Source organism: Wolbachia endosymbiont of Armadillidium vulgare str. wVulC, from assembly GCF_001027565.1.
GTDB lineage: Bacteria > Pseudomonadota > Alphaproteobacteria > Rickettsiales > Anaplasmataceae > Wolbachia.
On record NZ_ALWU01000001.1, the window covers coordinates 400,315 to 417,049 of the forward strand.

14 protein-coding genes are annotated in these 16,735 nt (G+C 33.7%); 7 read left to right on the forward strand and 7 right to left on the reverse strand.

Features of this window, described 5'->3' with window-relative positions:
- The first annotated feature begins 125 nt into the window (after nt 1-125).
- From tatA to wVul_RS10160, 5 genes are all read left to right on the forward strand, one after another.
- Nucleotides 126-293: a twin-arginine translocase TatA gene (tatA, locus tag wVul_RS02025; protein WP_006013840.1), complete on the forward strand. Its 168-nt coding sequence runs from the start codon at nt 126-128 to the stop codon at nt 291-293.
- 249 nt (nt 294-542) lie between these two features.
- Entirely contained in the window at nt 543-1,637 is a 1,095-nt protein-coding gene (locus wVul_RS02030; RefSeq protein ID WP_047758944.1) for a hypothetical protein, read from the forward strand.
- A 154-nt stretch (nt 1,638-1,791) separates the two neighbouring features.
- The gene (locus wVul_RS02035) at nt 1,792-2,448 is read left to right on the forward strand and encodes an exopolysaccharide biosynthesis protein (protein ID WP_047758945.1); all 657 of its coding nucleotides are present in this window, start codon (nt 1,792-1,794) and stop codon (nt 2,446-2,448) included.
- On the forward strand, nt 2,441-3,805 hold the full coding sequence (gene cysS, locus wVul_RS02040) for a cysteine--tRNA ligase (protein WP_047758946.1): 1,365 nt from the start codon (nt 2,441-2,443) through the stop codon (nt 3,803-3,805). The genes wVul_RS02035 and cysS overlap by 8 nt, the downstream gene beginning before the upstream one ends.
- Before the next feature lie 6 nt (nt 3,806-3,811).
- Nucleotides 3,812-4,225: a YqaA family protein gene (locus wVul_RS10160; RefSeq protein ID WP_114517227.1), complete on the forward strand. Its 414-nt coding sequence runs from the start codon at nt 3,812-3,814 to the stop codon at nt 4,223-4,225.
- A gap of 229 nt (nt 4,226-4,454) precedes the next feature.
- Here wVul_RS10160 and wVul_RS02045 read toward each other — a convergent pair whose 3' ends face one another.
- From wVul_RS02045 to hemJ, 7 genes are all read right to left on the reverse strand, one after another.
- Nucleotides 4,455-7,382, reverse strand: coding sequence for a YhdP family protein (locus tag wVul_RS02045; protein WP_047758947.1), 2,928 nt, complete (start codon nt 7,380-7,382; stop codon nt 4,455-4,457).
- Nucleotides 7,375-7,812 (reverse strand): ribonuclease HI, encoded by a 438-nt coding sequence (gene rnhA / locus wVul_RS02050; protein ID WP_047758948.1) that lies wholly within the window; start codon nt 7,810-7,812, stop codon nt 7,375-7,377. Before rnhA ends, wVul_RS02045 begins: the two co-directional genes overlap by 8 nt.
- 175 nt (nt 7,813-7,987) lie before the next feature.
- Nucleotides 7,988-8,875: a heme o synthase gene (locus tag wVul_RS02055; protein ID WP_047758949.1), complete on the reverse strand. Its 888-nt coding sequence runs from the start codon at nt 8,873-8,875 to the stop codon at nt 7,988-7,990.
- A gap of 1 nt (nt 8,876) precedes the next feature.
- Nucleotides 8,877-10,427, reverse strand: a complete 1,551-nt coding sequence (ctaD, locus tag wVul_RS02060) for a cytochrome c oxidase subunit I (protein WP_047758950.1) — start codon at nt 10,425-10,427, stop codon at nt 8,877-8,879.
- A 15-nt stretch (nt 10,428-10,442) separates the two neighbouring features.
- Entirely contained in the window at nt 10,443-11,207 is a 765-nt protein-coding gene (gene coxB, locus wVul_RS02065) for a cytochrome c oxidase subunit II (RefSeq protein WP_047758951.1), read from the reverse strand.
- 532 nt (nt 11,208-11,739) lie between these two features.
- Nucleotides 11,740-13,254, reverse strand: coding sequence for an HlyD family type I secretion periplasmic adaptor subunit (locus tag wVul_RS02070; RefSeq protein ID WP_047758952.1), 1,515 nt, complete (start codon nt 13,252-13,254; stop codon nt 11,740-11,742).
- A gap of 182 nt (nt 13,255-13,436) precedes the next feature.
- Nucleotides 13,437-13,865 carry a protoporphyrinogen oxidase HemJ gene (hemJ, locus tag wVul_RS02075; RefSeq protein WP_047758953.1) on the reverse strand — a complete coding sequence of 143 codons (429 nt, stop codon included), beginning with the start codon at nt 13,863-13,865 and terminating at the stop codon, nt 13,437-13,439.
- A 65-nt stretch (nt 13,866-13,930) separates the two neighbouring features.
- Between hemJ and pdhA the strand changes: the two genes are divergently transcribed.
- Both pdhA and gatB read left to right on the forward strand, forming a co-directional pair.
- Entirely contained in the window at nt 13,931-14,911 is a 981-nt protein-coding gene (gene pdhA / locus wVul_RS02080; protein ID WP_047758954.1) for a pyruvate dehydrogenase (acetyl-transferring) E1 component subunit alpha, read from the forward strand.
- A 198-nt stretch (nt 14,912-15,109) separates the two neighbouring features.
- On the forward strand, nt 15,110-16,534 hold the full coding sequence (gatB, locus tag wVul_RS02085; protein WP_047758955.1) for an Asp-tRNA(Asn)/Glu-tRNA(Gln) amidotransferase subunit GatB: 1,425 nt from the start codon (nt 15,110-15,112) through the stop codon (nt 16,532-16,534).
- Nucleotides 16,535-16,735 lie beyond the last annotated feature (201 nt).

A 16,735-nucleotide genomic window follows, 5' to 3' on the forward strand; every position in this document is an offset into this window, starting at 1 on the left:
AAGCTGTTATAAAATAGATCGAAAAATTTTGACCTATAATTAAATAAAGGTGATATAATTCATGTGTTACTTGGCTTCAGTCAGGTTTTAATATCTAAAAGTTAATATTTTCAATGGAGGTGAAAATGAGTTTAGGACCATGGCAATTGTTTTTAGTCTTAATAATAATCTTAGTTCTGTTTGGTGCAGGCAGACTACCGCAAGTTATGGGTGATTTAGGAAAAGGCATTAAAAACCTTAAACAAGAACTTAAGGATTCAGAGAAACTATCATCTAACGAGCCAGATCGTTAGCGTCTCCATACTCCATAACACGCACTAAGGTGCGTGTTATTTGTTCAAAGTATCGCTATTTTCTACTTAATTCTTTCCTCTGGTTTTTCTAATACCGTTAAAATGCTTTATAGAAATTTTCGCAATCACTTTATATGACATACAAACAAGTTCTGTAGTGAAAAAAATGCAATCACTGTTATTAATAAATTTTTATGTGTATTACGTTGATAATGTAGAAATAAAGTTATTTAAATGTGAGGTATGAAAATGAGTAAAAATAACAATCAACAATACAAAAACTATTCTGAAGATTATAATGGTAAAATAGGTATTGACACTAATGGACAAAAGTTTCAATTAATCAAAAACAACTCAAATCCTGTATACAATTATGAAGTTCGTGATATGGATGGGAATCATATATATAACATTAGAGAACAATGTATACCAAAATTCTTTAATAAGATATATAAGCCTGCAGAGTCAAAGATTTTTGATAAAGCACCAGAAGCTATAGAGGAAGTATTACCAAAAGTATTTTCATTTCAAGATGAAGATATAAAATATAACATAAGGTATGACGACATGTCATCACAAGAGAAATTCCAAATTCAAAAGGACATTCATACTGCTTATGAAAATTTTAAAAAATTGTTTGATGTAAACAAACCTGAAACAACTTTAAATTTAGAAGTTAATGTTTTTAACAACAAGAATGATTACCAGAAATATAATGAATTAGCTGGCATTGACGCAGATAATGCTTATGGTGCAACTGATGGTAAAGCGATAGTAGTATACAAATTTGCCGGTATGGACTTTGTTTTAGGTCATGAGCTGGGCCATGTGTTCCAAAATGAGCTATTAACAAGTATGAAGAATTCATTAGACTCTGAATTAGTTGGAAATTTGATTGGGAGTCAAGTAGAAAAAGAAAACAAAAAAGATATAGATAGTGGAGAGATAAAAGAATATCAAACTGAAGAGTATGAAAATCCAGCTCATAACAAGGCATTAGAGCTTAGAGAAAGCAATGAAGATGATAAAAAAACAAATATAGTGGAGGAAGAGGAAACAGAAGGAGATAAACTATATAATAACAAAGAACTCTATAGAGAAAAAAGAGAAGTGCAAAAAGAAGCTGCTAAGCTAGATGAGAATACAGAAGAGAGTCAATCTACACAAACAAGTGAACCTGGTATATTTTCATCTCTTTTTAGAAGTTTTATATCATGGGTGTTTGGTACAGGAGAAGAAAGTGAATCTATCGAATTGTCGCAGAATTCATTGTATTCTGCTCAATTAAGTAATGACTTGGACGAAAGTCATTATTCTCAATCAGATACTAATAATATACTATAACTTTTTTAGGTAGTTTAACCCTTGCGTTATATACACGCAAGGGAAACCTGTTTGAACTTCATCTCCACCAACTGCAAGTATAATGATAAAATAAAGATGTGTATTGAAACAAAGCAATAATTGTGTTATGAATTATTTTTACTAAAAGGCAGCTGTGCAAAAAAGTGAGAAATTAATTAAAAGTAAAAAATTGGCTTCCGATATTCTAAAAGAGGTTGCAGATACTAATAACAATGCTAGTGATAAAGTAACATTATTCGATATTAAGACAGCTTTGCATGAGCGCGGTTTTGGTATTTTAATAATCATCTTCTCCTTACCACTATCGGTACCTATACCTGTTCCACCTGGCTACACAACTATTCTTTCTATACCTTTAATCTTATTTGCGCTGCAGCTTCTATTTGGGTTTGATTCTCCTTGGATGCCTAATTGGCTAGAAAGAAAATCTTTTCAACGTTCAACACTAGCTCTTGTGGTAGAAAAAACTTCACCTGCATTAAAAAAAATAGAAAAGTTCATGAAACCAAGAATGTCTTTCATTTTTTACGGGCCTGGCGAAAAAATTTTAGCTTTTATAATGCTGCTTTGTGCATTATCAATAGCTCTTCCATTACCTCTTACTAACTTTATTCCCGCAATTGGCACAACTCTCATTTCACTGGGTATTATGAGCAAAGATGGACTTCTCTCTATACTGGGGGTCTTATTATCTTTATGTGGGCTATTACTTACTCTTGTTGTCATAGTCAAAGGACCACAACTTATAATCGGAGCATTTTCTTTTCTAAAAAGTTTTATATATGGTTAGGCTTTACAACACTTTAACAAAAAAAAAAGAGTTCTTTATACCAATCAATCAAGATCATATAAAAATGTACGTTTGCGGACCAACAGTATATGACAAGGCCCATATAGGCAATGCACGTTCTATTGCTGTTTACGATGTGTTATTTCGACTGCTTAAATTTTGTTATGGTAAAGTTACTTATGTGCGCAATATAACCGATATCGATGACAAAATAGTCAATACAGCAAATGAGAAAAGTAGTAATATAGAAAGTATCAGCGCATATTATACCAAAGCTTTTCATGAAGACATGAGAAGCATAAATTGTGCAGAACCAACATATGAGCCAAAAGCAACAGAAAACATAAATAATATTATCAAGTTAATTAAGTCTTTGCTGCAATCTGGTCATGCCTATGAATTCAATAAACATGTATATTTTAGTATAGAGTCTTATCCTGAATACGGTGCATTATCAGGAAAAAAAATTGATGAATTGGATCATGGCAGTAGAGTTGAAGTTGATGAAAGTAAAAGACATCCAGGAGATTTCGTACTGTGGAAACCTGCAAATGATACTGACTATAAACTTTCAAGTTACTGGAGTAGCCCATGGGGAGAGGGAAGACCGGGATGGCATATAGAATGTTCAGCAATGTCATATGCTTACCTTGGCAAAGATTTTGACATTCATGGCGNCGGTATAGACTTGCAATTTCCTCATCATGAAAATGAAATCGCTCAGAGTAAGTCTGCATTTGCTGGATCAATTTTTGCGAAATATTGGATACATAACGGTTTTCTTACGGTAAATGAAGAGAAAATGAGTAAATCCTTACTTAATATAGTTAAAGTAAGGGATTTGCTAGATAGTGGAATAAAGGGTGAAGTAATACGTTATGCGCTGCTTAAAACTCACTACAGAAAACCACTTGATTGGACAGAAAATGTCATCTCTGAGTCGCAAGAAACTTTAAACAAGTTTTATCGATTATTACGTGGTACATGTGTTGAGGAAAGTAATGCGGAAGTCTCTAAAGATTTTATAGAGGCTTTAAAAAATGATTTAAATATTCCTGAAGCTTTGGCTACATTGCATGAAATGGCCACAGAGATCAATAAAACGAGTAATGAAAATGAGAGGCTAAAATTAACTGAAAGTTTTATCAAGACTGCACGATTTATTGGTCTTCTCGAATCAAGTTATCAAGAGTGGTTCACTGCTGGTGTGAGTCATCAAGAAATAGAAAGATTGATAGACTTAAGAAAAGTAGCAAAACAAAACAAAGATTATGATACTGCAGATAAAATAAGGGAGCAGTTGAAACAAATGGGGGTTACAATTTCTGACAATGAAGACGGTACAACGACTTGGTAAATTCATATGGAAAATTATCTGCTGTTGTTCACAGATAGACTAGTATCATCGCTTATCTTACCCATACATCAAGGTTTTGTACTTTACACTATGTTATGCTTTAGGTCACATTACAATCCACTACTTATATTACTTTTTGGAGTATTGGGATCCAGTCTTGGTGGAATAGCTAACTGGTATTTAGGTAGAATAACAATTTTTATCAGGAGATCATACCACAAATTAGAGAACGAAGATAAAACACCAAAAATCGTAAGGAATCTACTGATCTGTACAGTTGCATTATTTTCGTGGACACCAGCGCTTGGAAGTGTGATTGAGATTTTATCCGGTTACTTCAAGTTAAACCTTTATATTCTTGTTCCCTTAATTATTTTATCTAACTTCCTCTGTTTGTTGTATCTAATATTTACCATTTAGCGTAGTGATCAACTCGCTTGTAAACATATAGCTTCCTAATAAACATTTAAGAATTATTGAACAATCGAAAACATAATCAATAGCACAACTCAGCATCCTCCTACTTTATATGTTAAATTAAGTCTTACAAAGTAGTAATATAAAAACGTATAGAAAAAGAGGAACCGTTTTCTCCTACCTTTTATTATTTAGTGCATATCAAATCTACAACAAACAAATTTCCTTCCGGTCATATCGAGCTAAGTTTCTTTTTCACACTACCTTTTAAAATGCTTTCATTAGTTTTTGTCATAATACGATCAAATACTCCTAATAATCTCTTAAGTAAGCTTGGAGTTAGCGAAGAGATAGGATTAACAGATACGTTATTGTTCTTATCATCACCATTTGCTTTGTAGTCTATTGAAATAATCCCCCTACTTTTCCCACCAGTAAGAAGTTTTCCGATTATAGGGATTTTTAACAAAGATTTGTTAATTGAGTATGCTGGTATTACTTGTCCTTCAACCTGGAATTTATAATCCTTAATATCGAGCCTGCCACTAGTGCTAATGCCCAATTCCGCTCCTTCAAGCCAAGACTCTTCAATTTCAATAGTGCCATCTTTATATGAAAAAGGTGCATTACACTTATAAAAATGCACACCTTCGTTTTTTATAGCATTTACAATACCAGGCAGCGAAGACATCGATAGTAAAGTAGTAAGCAGTGAAGCATCTTTGATATAGAAATTGCTGATAGATAGCATGCCGTAATGTTCCCCTTTTTCTCTCTGAGAAGATAGATAAAAAGATAATTTGCCGTCTTTAATTGATTTACCAATACCTAAAGAACGCAAAAGCATACCCGAATTATCCGAATATATTTCAAGCCCTATTTCACTATATTCTGCTAGTATATTACTGTTATCTTCCAAAAACTGTCCTATAAATTGACTTCCATTGCAATTACCTTTAGTGCAGGTTACATTCAGCTTAGCATTTTTGATCACAATGCCTTCTTTCATGATGACATTGTCAACATTCATATTAATTTCTACATCTTTGTTTAATCCATGATTGTTTTTGCCAAGCAAACCTAAAATATCACTTAAGTTGATTTCCTTGCCATAAATAGTTACGGCGTTTTTCTCTTTACCCAGCTCAATTTCTACATTAAGATCGTTGCCTGGCAATTCAAATTTGCTAGAACTTAAATACAAATTTCCATCCTCTACTTTTCCGCTGAACTTCATGTCTAAGTCATTTCCTACAACGTCTAGTTTGTCTATTAACAACTCACTTGCTCCTTTTAACTTTACAGAGAACAAAACTTTATTGTGATCTTCAAAGCGATTTTTCCACCCTAAATAACTTGAACGTGATTTAAGCTCTGATAAATCTATACTACCATTAATATATCCCGTTTTATCTTGATTTACCACTGATTCTATATTTACATTGATGTAGCCATTATCGAAATTAAGTACTTGAGCAGGTAAATCTCCGATTAAATTCCAGGCGAAACTTTCATTTTTGTTGCTACTTTTCAGGTCAAATAATAGCTGTGTGTTATTCACCATGCCGCTACCATTTAAATCTATAAAGTCACTACCAAAATCGAGCTTAATATCATATTGACCAAGACTTTCATTATAAGCAACCAAATTGTCAATTTCAGAATGAAATTTGGCCAAAAAATCTACCTTTTTGTCACTAGAGTTTAGATTAAAGATGCGAAAATTAAATACAGATTTTGCTATTCCATCTATCTTGTCCCTTGTAACCTTAATCATGTTGTCCAGCTTAAATCTTATAGGCTCATACAACCCGTAAGCATCACTTGTGACCTTACCATTGATAACTAGAACTGACTCTTCCTTATCGAGAAAGTTCATTTCAACACTACCACCATCAATAGTGAAATTCTGAAACTTAGCGCTATTTACAGCAATTGTGAGGTTGTTATTTTTGAGAATTAGATCACCATTTAATTCTCTCACTTGCTCAAAATCTTCATCAAATCTGACGCTGCCGTTTTCTATATCGGCAACAATTACGACGTCTGATAGATCATCATTAACTAAGCTGTTAATTTTGCCGTTGAAACTTATGATTGTATTTACAATATCCCCATCAATATTATCACAATACCATTTTTTAAATCTATTGTTCACTATACCATCTGGTACATAAGTACATAAATCTTTTGCAACAAGTCTACTAATGTTAACTCTAAACAAAGCATGATTTGTACTAAAGTTCATTTTGCCCATTAAAGAGAGATACGTGCCGTTTAAGTTAAAATGAAAGTTTTTTACACTAATTACTCCATTACTATATGTCAAATTTACATTTACATTAGTTATAGCTAAGTTTTTATTCTGATGATTATCTGTGTTTAATATGTATATGTTCCCATCTACAACTTCATCCTTTCCATTAATTTTCATTGAAAAGCTTCCTTTGAAGCCTACATCTTTGTCTAAGTTTTGAACTAATGTGGAAAACTTGCTAAATAGTTTCAGTTTTAGGTTATAAAATCTCCCATACACATTCAGTAAATTATTGCGATTTTTTATCGTAATAGATAAATCATCTAGAAATCCCTTTTCACCTTTTGTATAAACACGAATGTCTAAAATATTAAAATCTTCTCTTTTTCCGATATATAATTTATCAATAAAAAATTCATCTTCTGTGTTTTCGTTGATAGCAATGTTAGTGATTTCAATTCTTGAGTCTGCATTTAAGTCAAAAAAGAATTTCCTTATTGTTTTTACTGAGTTTTGCAGATTGAAGTTTACTGCTTTAAAGTCAGCTTTTTTCTGATTGATACATACATGCACATTATCAGCTGAAACTTGAGAGAAATTTATGCTAGTTTTAAATAGAGAACTTAACTTAAAATGTGCGGAAAGCTCAGGTATTTTTATAGTAAAATCAGGATTTGTTATTTTTAAATCTGTAATGACTAGTTTGCCATCTTTCTGCCAAATAACCGAGGTACTCTCCATGTTGACATCCGAATTGGCAAATATTTTCGATATTTTTTTCTTTGTGTAAAAATTAATATAACTAATATTAATTTCTAAAGAATCCTCACCTTTAAAAAAGATAAAGAAGCAAAATATGAATAATAAAATTATAGAAAATGATATAGTGATTTTTTTAAGCATCGATTATTGCTTTTCTTGCTAAACTGTCGGCCTCCTCGTTATATTTATCACCATTATGCGCTTTCACCCACTTCCAGTTAATCTCGTGTTGCAAAGCAACATTGTCCAATTTTTTCCATAATTCAATATTTTTTACTGACTTCTTATTACTTGTCTTCCAACCGTTCATTTTCCACTTACTTATCCACCCTGTTATACCATATTTAACATAAAGGCTATCCGTATACAAACTGATATTACAAGGAAATTTTAATACCTTCAGTCCATTGATCACCGCTGTTAACTCCATTTTATTATTTGTGGTATTTTCTTCTCTACCATAAATATCCTTTCTATGATTTTGAAACAATATGATCGCTGCCCACCCTCCTGTCCCTGGGTTACCAGAACATGCTCCATCTGTGTATATTGTCACTTCCTTTTTATTCATCTTTAACTGTAATGAATTAATAAAGTATAACGTTGCTTCTATAAAATCACAATTTTTATAGATATAGAGGCAATTTAAGCCTAACCTTTAAATTTTATTGTAGAAACAAAAAAAAGTGCTACAACGAGCATTATTAGAAGAGAAAGTAAAAGATAGTTTTTGTGTTCTTTCATAATCAAAATAAGTCAATAGAACAAAAAATAATACTAGCAAACAGAAAAAATAGATAAGAAATTGAGTAAGAAAACATTTTTTTCTGCGAGCTATGACTCTTAAGCCTTATAACGGATGCAGCAAACCAAATAAAAACACAACCTTCAATAATTGCCATACTTAGGTAAATCAGGGTCTTTTTCAAAAATAATGCTGGAAATAAGCTAATTAATACCAGCAACACGCTGTAGATTAATATATACTTTCTTGTTTTTTCCGGGCCATGGATAACATTAAACATTGGAATCGATGCTTTTGCATAATCCTCAGATCTATTTAAAGATAGAGCCCAAAAATGTGGTGGAGTCCACATAAAAATTATTAAAAATAAAACGAAACTTTCCCAACTTACAGAGTTAGTCACAACTGCCCAACCTATCATTGGAGGAAAAGCACCTGCTGCACCACCGATAACAATATTTTGTGAAGTGCGCCTTTTGAGCCAAACTGTATACACGAAAACATAAAATAATATGCTAATTGCAAGCAGAGTAGCAGAAACATAGTTCACTGCTATTGCCATGATAAATACTGACAATATCCCAAGAGTTATACCAAACTCAAGCGCGCTCTCTGCAGAAACTCTACCTGAAGGTATAGGGCGATTTTTTGTTCTCTCCATAAGTAAGTCTATGTCTCTGTCATACCACATATTTATCGCACCTGCAGACCCTGAGCCAAGAGCAATGCATATCAGAGATATTAGTGCAAGAAAAGGATGAATGCTACCTGGCGCAGCAATGATTCCAGCAACTGCAGTAAATACTACAAGGTACATTATCCTTGGCTTCAGCAAATGCCAAAAGTCCAATATTGTCGATTCAACGCTTAACAAAGCACTTATGTACACTTTATTTTACCACTGGTGGCTTTTCAAAAGTATGAAAAGGTGGTGGTGAAGATACCGTCCATTCCAAGGTATCACCTCCCCAAGGATTATTTCCAGTTTTTTTACCCCATTTAAAGAGATGTATAACTATAAATATAAAAAACATAACTGAAACAAAGGACATATATGAGCCAATTGAGGATATATAATTCCAAGGAATAAACGCATCAGGATAATCTGGTATACGCCTTGGCATACCAGCTAAACCAAGAAAATGCTGAGGTAAAAAGGTAATGTTAGTGCTAATGAAAGTGAGCCAAAAGTGGATTTGACCTAAGCGCTCATCATATTGTTTACCTGACATTTTGCCTATCCAATAATAAAAGCCAGCGAAGGTTCCGAATAAGGCAGCCAGTGACATAACATAATGGAAGTGAGCAACAACATAATAGGTATCGTGCAAAAGCTTATCTATTCCACCATGAGCAAGAATTATTCCGGTTATGCCACCACCAACAAACATAAAAATAAAACCTAGTGCAAATAGCATTGGTGTCTTAAATTCAATCGCCCCACCCCACATAGTTGCAATCCAACTAAAGACTTTTACACCAGTTATAACACCAATGAAAATTGTGCTGGTGCTAAAAAATATAGCAGCATCTTCGCTAAGCCCAACAGTAAACATATGGTGAGCCCAAACCATGAAGCCAAACGCTGCTATGCCTATCATTGCATAAACCATTCCTTTATAGCCAAATACTGGCCTATGGGAAAAAGTTGATACGACTTGGCTTATGATGCCAAATGCAGGAAAAATAATTATGTAAACTTCTGGATGACCAAAAAACCAAAACAGATGTTGAAATAACACAGGATCACCGCCACCAGCAGGATCAAAAAAGGAAGTACCTATATTACGATCAGTGAGCAGCATAGTTATAGCACCAGCAAGTACCGGTAAGGCAACAATTAACATAAATGACGTTAGTAAAACAGACCAAACAAATAGTGGCATCTTAGTGAGTGACATGCCTTTTGCACGCATATTGAATATAGTGACTATAAAGTTGATCGCCCCAACAATTGATGACATACCAGCAACATGAAGTGCAAGTATAGCAAGATCAACTCCTGCACTTGGGTGAGACATAATTTGCGACAAAGGTGGATATAAAGTCCATCCTGTTCCAGGACCTTCACCTGCAAACACCGAGAGGATGAGCAAAATAAAAGATGACACTAATAACCAAAAACTTAAATTATTCATACGAGGAAATGCCATGTCTGGCGCACCAATCATGAGAGGCACAAACCAATTACCAAATCCTCCCATTAGAGCTGGCATTATCATAAAAAACACCATTATTACTGCATGTCCTGTAACCATCACGTTATATAATTGATAGTTACTGTTAAGTATATTAATGTGCATTAGTTGAGTACGAATAATCACTGATAATAATCCACCAATAATTCCAGCTAATATGGAGAAAACAATGTACAGTGTTCCTATGTCTTTATGGTTAGTAGAAAATAGCCAACGTCTTATACCTTCTGGTACATCACTCATATTTATACTCCAAATTTAACTCACTAATTTTTTATTTTCGATCCACTTATTAAAATCCTCTTTACTCACTGCCTCAACAACAATTGGCATAAACCCATGGCCTGGACCACACAATTCATAACATTGCCCATAATAAATACCGCGCTTTGTAACATTAAACCATGCCTCATTTAGCCTACCTGGTATTGCATCAATTTTTACACCAAAAGCCGGTACTCCCCAGCTATGTATTACATCTCCTGCTGTCACTTGCAAACGAACGTTAGTATTGACAGGTAAAACAACGTTATTATCAACAGAGAATAGTTTCAAATCCCCTTCGATAAAGTCGTCTTTTCCTTTAATATAGCTGTCAAATGAAACACCTTGATATTCTGGGTACTGATAACTCCAATACCATTGATGGCCAATAACTTTCAGTGTAATGTCAGCTTTTGGCACTTTCTCCTGTAGTTTAATTAATTCAGCATTTTTAAAAGCCAGTACTCCAACAATAATCGTTGGTATAACAAACCAGACAATTTCTAAAAAGATATTATGACTCGTTTTACTTACATTTTTCACTTTACTCTTACGAAAACGAAATACTACATAAGCAAGCAGTGTCCATACAAAAAGCATGATTGCAATCATTACACTCATCACAAACGAATGTGACTTAACTACAACCTCCATTATCTCAGTTGCAGGTGCAGGAAATCCAAATTGCCAAGAAATAGGAGCAGAAGCAGCTGATATGTTTGAGTAAAACATTATCAATAATGCAAATAACTTCACCATATTTTTTGCTGTAAAACTAACTATATAATAGTATATATAAACTTACTATGCAAATAGAGATTAATGATGATTAATGTTTTTTTAGCATTTAATAAGTATAATAATACAATACTAACTTGAGGAAAAAAGCATTTACATGAATCTATTTTAAGTTAAAATATTATAATGTTTTTGATTAAGTATTTACTTTAAGGAAATTCTATAATAAGTTTAATAGTGTCTGTTACTGCTAATAACCCTCTAGCCTCACACCTAAAAGCAGTAACAGACACTATTAAACTTTATTGCAAATTTACTTATCTATAATTTATTGAGATAAAAACCTTAATAACCCCTTTTAATAACATTATTCCTTAGTTATATTATATACTTGAGTTTACTAACTAACCTTTAATATTCACGTTAGCATCTACATCTTGAACCAAAGTTTTACATATTATAGAAAATAATTATAAAAGGATACACTACTTGTATATAATTTTTTTTTGCATATTAAACTGTGTAAGCAAACTTTTTAGAAAAGCCAAATAAACTACCTCTCTATGAAAGACTTGTCGACTGTTGCAAGTATAGGCGTAAACAAGAATGATAAAAGAGTACGAGATTGAGTAACTATGTACACTTCTGCTGGCATACCAGGGTATAGGTATACATTTTTAAATTGAGCAAGCTCTGACTTCGGTATCACTACGCGCACTGAATAATAACGCCCTAGTCTTGGGTCATCAAGAGCATCAGGAGAAATATGACTTACTATACCACTAATTAAACTTAAACGACGTGCACTGTAAGCACTCAGCCGGACTTTAACCTTTAGTCCTTCTAGCCCATCAATAGAGACTATGTTGCTATCTTTCTTTTGTGCTGACAGTATCTCTTCTATGTTTCTGGTCTGAATTTTAGCATCTATTATTAGGTCATCATTCGATGGCACTACGCTCATGATCGGAACTCCAGATTGTATAACACCACCTTCAGTATGGTATCTTATATCTGTAACTATCCCATCTTGAGGAGATTTAATTATCGTACGTGCTAATGAATCTTCAGCAACCATCAGCCTCTCTTTCAAGTCTGCAATAGATGTGCTAACTTCCTTAAGTTCAGCGTTTGCTCTTTCTTGAGAATCGTTTGTCACGTTTATAATTTCTAATTCTTTCTCTCCAATTTTTTGCTGCGCTTGAGATATTAGAGTACGGTAATGCCCGACTCTGCCCTCAATTTCAGCAAACTGCTTTTCTAAAGCTAAAATGTGCGGTTTGCTTATATGGCCACTATCAAGTAATTGTCTTTTTGTTTCCAACTCCTCAGTTATCAAGTCATATTGCTTATGAGCTGCATTTAGTTGAAAGTTTAGCCCTGCCAATTCGTCATTTAACTGCTTTATACGCTGTTGTAATATATCTGTTTTTCCTAATATGCTCTTTCTCTGAGAGTTGAATAACTTCACTTGATTTCTTATCACTTTATTTACAAGCTCATCGTCAGATAATCTTTTAACCTCATCAGAAAATTCGAGTGTGTCTAAATCTACTCTGATTGCAAGAAGCCTTGCCTCGGTTGCCAAAAATGATAAAAGCTTTTCTTTGATAATACTTAAATTCGCCTTCTCATTAACATCGCTTAATAAAACTAAAGGCTCATCTTTTTTAACTGCTTGGCCCTCTTTTACTAAAATTTTGCTTATTATTCCTCCACCCAAGTGTTGAACTATTTTCCTATTTGAAGATACAATAACTTCTCCACTTGCATGCACTGCCCCGTCAATTGGAGCTATAGCCGACCAAATACCGCCTATTCCAAAAAAGATGAGTATCACCACTAAACCAAAAAACAGTGGTCCCCATGTGACTTTCAGTACTTCATTTACGTTATTACTTTCGCGTTTAAAAATAAAATTTACTATTGCATCGATCCATGCAAACGTCTTATCCAAAAATTTTGGATATTTTTTCTTTCTATTTCCTGCTCCTTGCATATCTATATCATCACTGCCAATCAGGCCTGTCAAAGAAAATCCAGCACCAAGCTTTTTTAACTTACTCATTATAATACTACTGTGAATTCGTGTTAACTAGGATAACACACAAAAACAAAGAATCTATAATTTAAGCACTTTACTTAGACTGTGAAACATCAGAATAAACTATTTAGTAACAATTATTATGTTAGCGTTCGAGCTCTTATTAAGCTAGCACAAGCTAGGCTAGTAAACGTAAAGAGTAAAAATCAAAACGGTTTTACAACAACCATAATAACTATAACTATTATTAACACTGTAACTGCCTCATTTAAAACGCGAAAGTAAACGTGGGTTTTTTCATTTGAACCCATTACAAAACTTTTCCTATGCATTGCAAGTAGCCCATGAATAGCAAACATAAAGAGTAATGCTAGTGCTTTTACATGGAACCACCCTTCGCGGTATGCTTCCCTGATAACCATTAGTGTAATTCCAAGACCAAGTGAGAAAAGCATTGCAGGGTTTATGATATATCTAAGTAGTCTCTTTTCCATTGTTTGAAGCAAGCTATCATTTTCTGACCCTGGTTTTACAGATGCATGATAAACATAAAGTCTTGGCAAATAAAGCATACCTGCCATCCACATAATGACGGAGATAATGTGAAAAGCTTCAAGCCAGTGGTAATAACCCATTGAAATTTATTACAAAATGTTAAAAACTTCTGATATTATTTTAGTTTAATGAAAAAGAAACCAATATGAAAGCAGAAAATTTCACTAAAGAACAGATAATTGGATTCTACAGGAAAATGCTACTCATACGCAGATTTGAAGAAAAAGCAGGACAATTATATGGAATGGGATTAATAGGCGGGTTCTGTCACCTATCAATAGGGCAAGAAGCAGTTGCAGTTGGGACTCAAGCTGCATCAAAACCTGGTGATGCTTTTATCACAAGCTATAGAGACCATGGCTTAATGCTCGCATGTAATTCTGATCCGAATGTCGTGATGACGGAGCTAACTGGCAAAGAAACGGGATGCTCAAAAGGCAAAGGTGGTTCTATGCACGTATTTGACGTTGAAAAAAAATTCTTCGGTGGGCATGGAATAGTAGGAGCGCAAGTTCCAATTGGCACAGGAATAGCATTTGCTAATAAATATAAGAAAAAAGATAACGCGGTATTCACGTATTTTGGTGACGGTGCTGCAAATCAAGGACAAGTATATGAATCATTTAATATGGCAGCTTTATGGAAATTACCTGTAATTTACATCATAGAAAATAATGAATATGCAATGGGAACTTCTGTGCAAAGATCAACTTTAGTAACAGAGCTGTATAAAAGAGGAGAAAGTTTTGGTATTCCTGGAAAACAAGTTGATGGAATGGATTTTTTCTCTGTTTATGCGGCTACAAGCGAAGCAGTTGAATACACACGCAGCGGAAAAGGGCCTATCCTGCTTGAAATGAAGACATATCGATATCGTGGCCATTCAATGTCAGACCCTGCTACTTATCGCTTAAAAGAAGAAGTTGAAGATATGAAGCAAAATCATGACCCTATAAGCACTTTAAAAAAGTACATGATAAATAATAAATTTGCTTCAGAAGAAGAATGCAAAGCTATTGATAAGGAAATACGAGATTTAGTGAAAAAGTCAGAAGATTTTGCTAAAAATAGCAAAGAGCCAAGCATTGATGAATTGTATACTGATGTTTATAAATTTATTAGCTAATCAGTTGCCCTCAAAATTATGTTTTGGCCTACTATAGATAGTTTTTGACAGCGTGTAACTTTATCCTAGCCAATAGAACCTGTAAAGTAATTTTTGTATTCTTGATATACACTGCTCTTAAATCATAGGCTGAATGAGTTTTATTTGACTTTTTGTGCTAGTTTGCAGAATATAGAGGTTATTGCTTGAATCAAATACATGACAAAAGAGGATTGGGAAACAGTAATTGGACTTGAGGTGCACGCTCAAGTTTCTTCTAAGACTAAGCTATTTTCTAGTTCACCGATGGAGTTTGGTGCTGAACATAATACTCAAGTTTCTCTAATTGATGCAGCAATGCCAGGTACACTACCAATATTAAATTATCGCTGCATAGAGCAAGCAATATGCACTGGACTTGCACTTTCTGCAGAAATTAATAAATGCTCTTACTTTGACCGGAAAAATTATTTTTATCCTGATTTACCACAAGGTTATCAAATAACCCAGTTCTTTGAGCCAATAGTTAAAAATGGCAAAGTGTTTATCAATAATAATGAAAAAGAAATAAGAATCGCAAGAATTCACTTAGAGCAAGATGCAGGAAAGAGTATTCATGAAGAAAGCAAAACTTACATAGATTTAAATCGTGCAGGTGTTGCTTTAATGGAAATTGTTTCAGAGCCAGATCTTCGTTCATCTGCAGAAGCTGCAGAATTCATGAAAAAATTGAGGCAGATTTTGCGTTACATCGGTTCATGCGATGGTGATATGGAAAAGGGCTCACTTCGCTGCGATGCAAATGTTTCTGTTCGTCCAAAGGGTAGTAGTGCATTTGGTACCCGCTGTGAAATAAAAAACTTAAATTCAATACGTTATATCGTACAAGCTATAGATTATGAAACACAAAGGCAGATCAAAATTTTGGAAAGCGGAGGAGAAATAAGTCGAGATACCTTACTGTTTGATGTCACTTTAGGAAAAACAAAAGTGATGAGAAGCAAAGAAGATTCAAGTGACTATAGATATTTCCCTGAGCCTGATTTGTTACCTGTTGAAATAAGCCAAGACAAAATTGATTCTATTAAATCATCTTTACCCGAGTTGCCAGATCAAAAAAAACTGCGATACATTGAGGAATTAGGTATCAATGAATACGATGCAGACGTTATCACTTCTGATAAAGAAATTGCTGATTATTTTGAAAAATTGGTAAAAAAGCACGATTCAAAGATTGCAGTTACCTGGTTAACCGTCGAGCTTTTCGGTCGTTTAAACAAAGCAAATATTGATATTGTTAGCTCCCCAATCAAAGCAGATGCTTTATCCGAGCTCCTCGACTTTATCGTCGATGGAACGATCTCTGCTAAACTTGGTAAACAAGTTTTTGATATTATGTTTAAAACTGGAAAGTCTGCATCCGTTATTATAGAAGAGCAGGACCTAAAACAAATAACCGATAGAGGTCAAATATCAGAAATTATCGACAAAATCATCAATAGCAATCAGGATAAAGTTCAAGAATACAAAAGCGGTAAAACAAGATTATACGGATTCTTTGTCGGCGAAGTCATGAAATTCACCAAAGGAAAAGCCAGCCCTGATGTCGTGAACTTGGTTTTGAGTGAAAGATTAAGTAATTAGTCACATTTTTTTATTCGCATCGGTAGTACATCTTGTAGATATTCTCAGATCTATTCTATGATATATGTGTGTAATAACATAAAAGAAACCCTGTTAGCCAGTTATTCACTATCTATTTTTTAAATTGGCGTTTTTTATTGTCTTAAATGCTTTAACAAGCGCATTTTAGCTTAACCTTCATAATAAGGAAGTATAGCTACA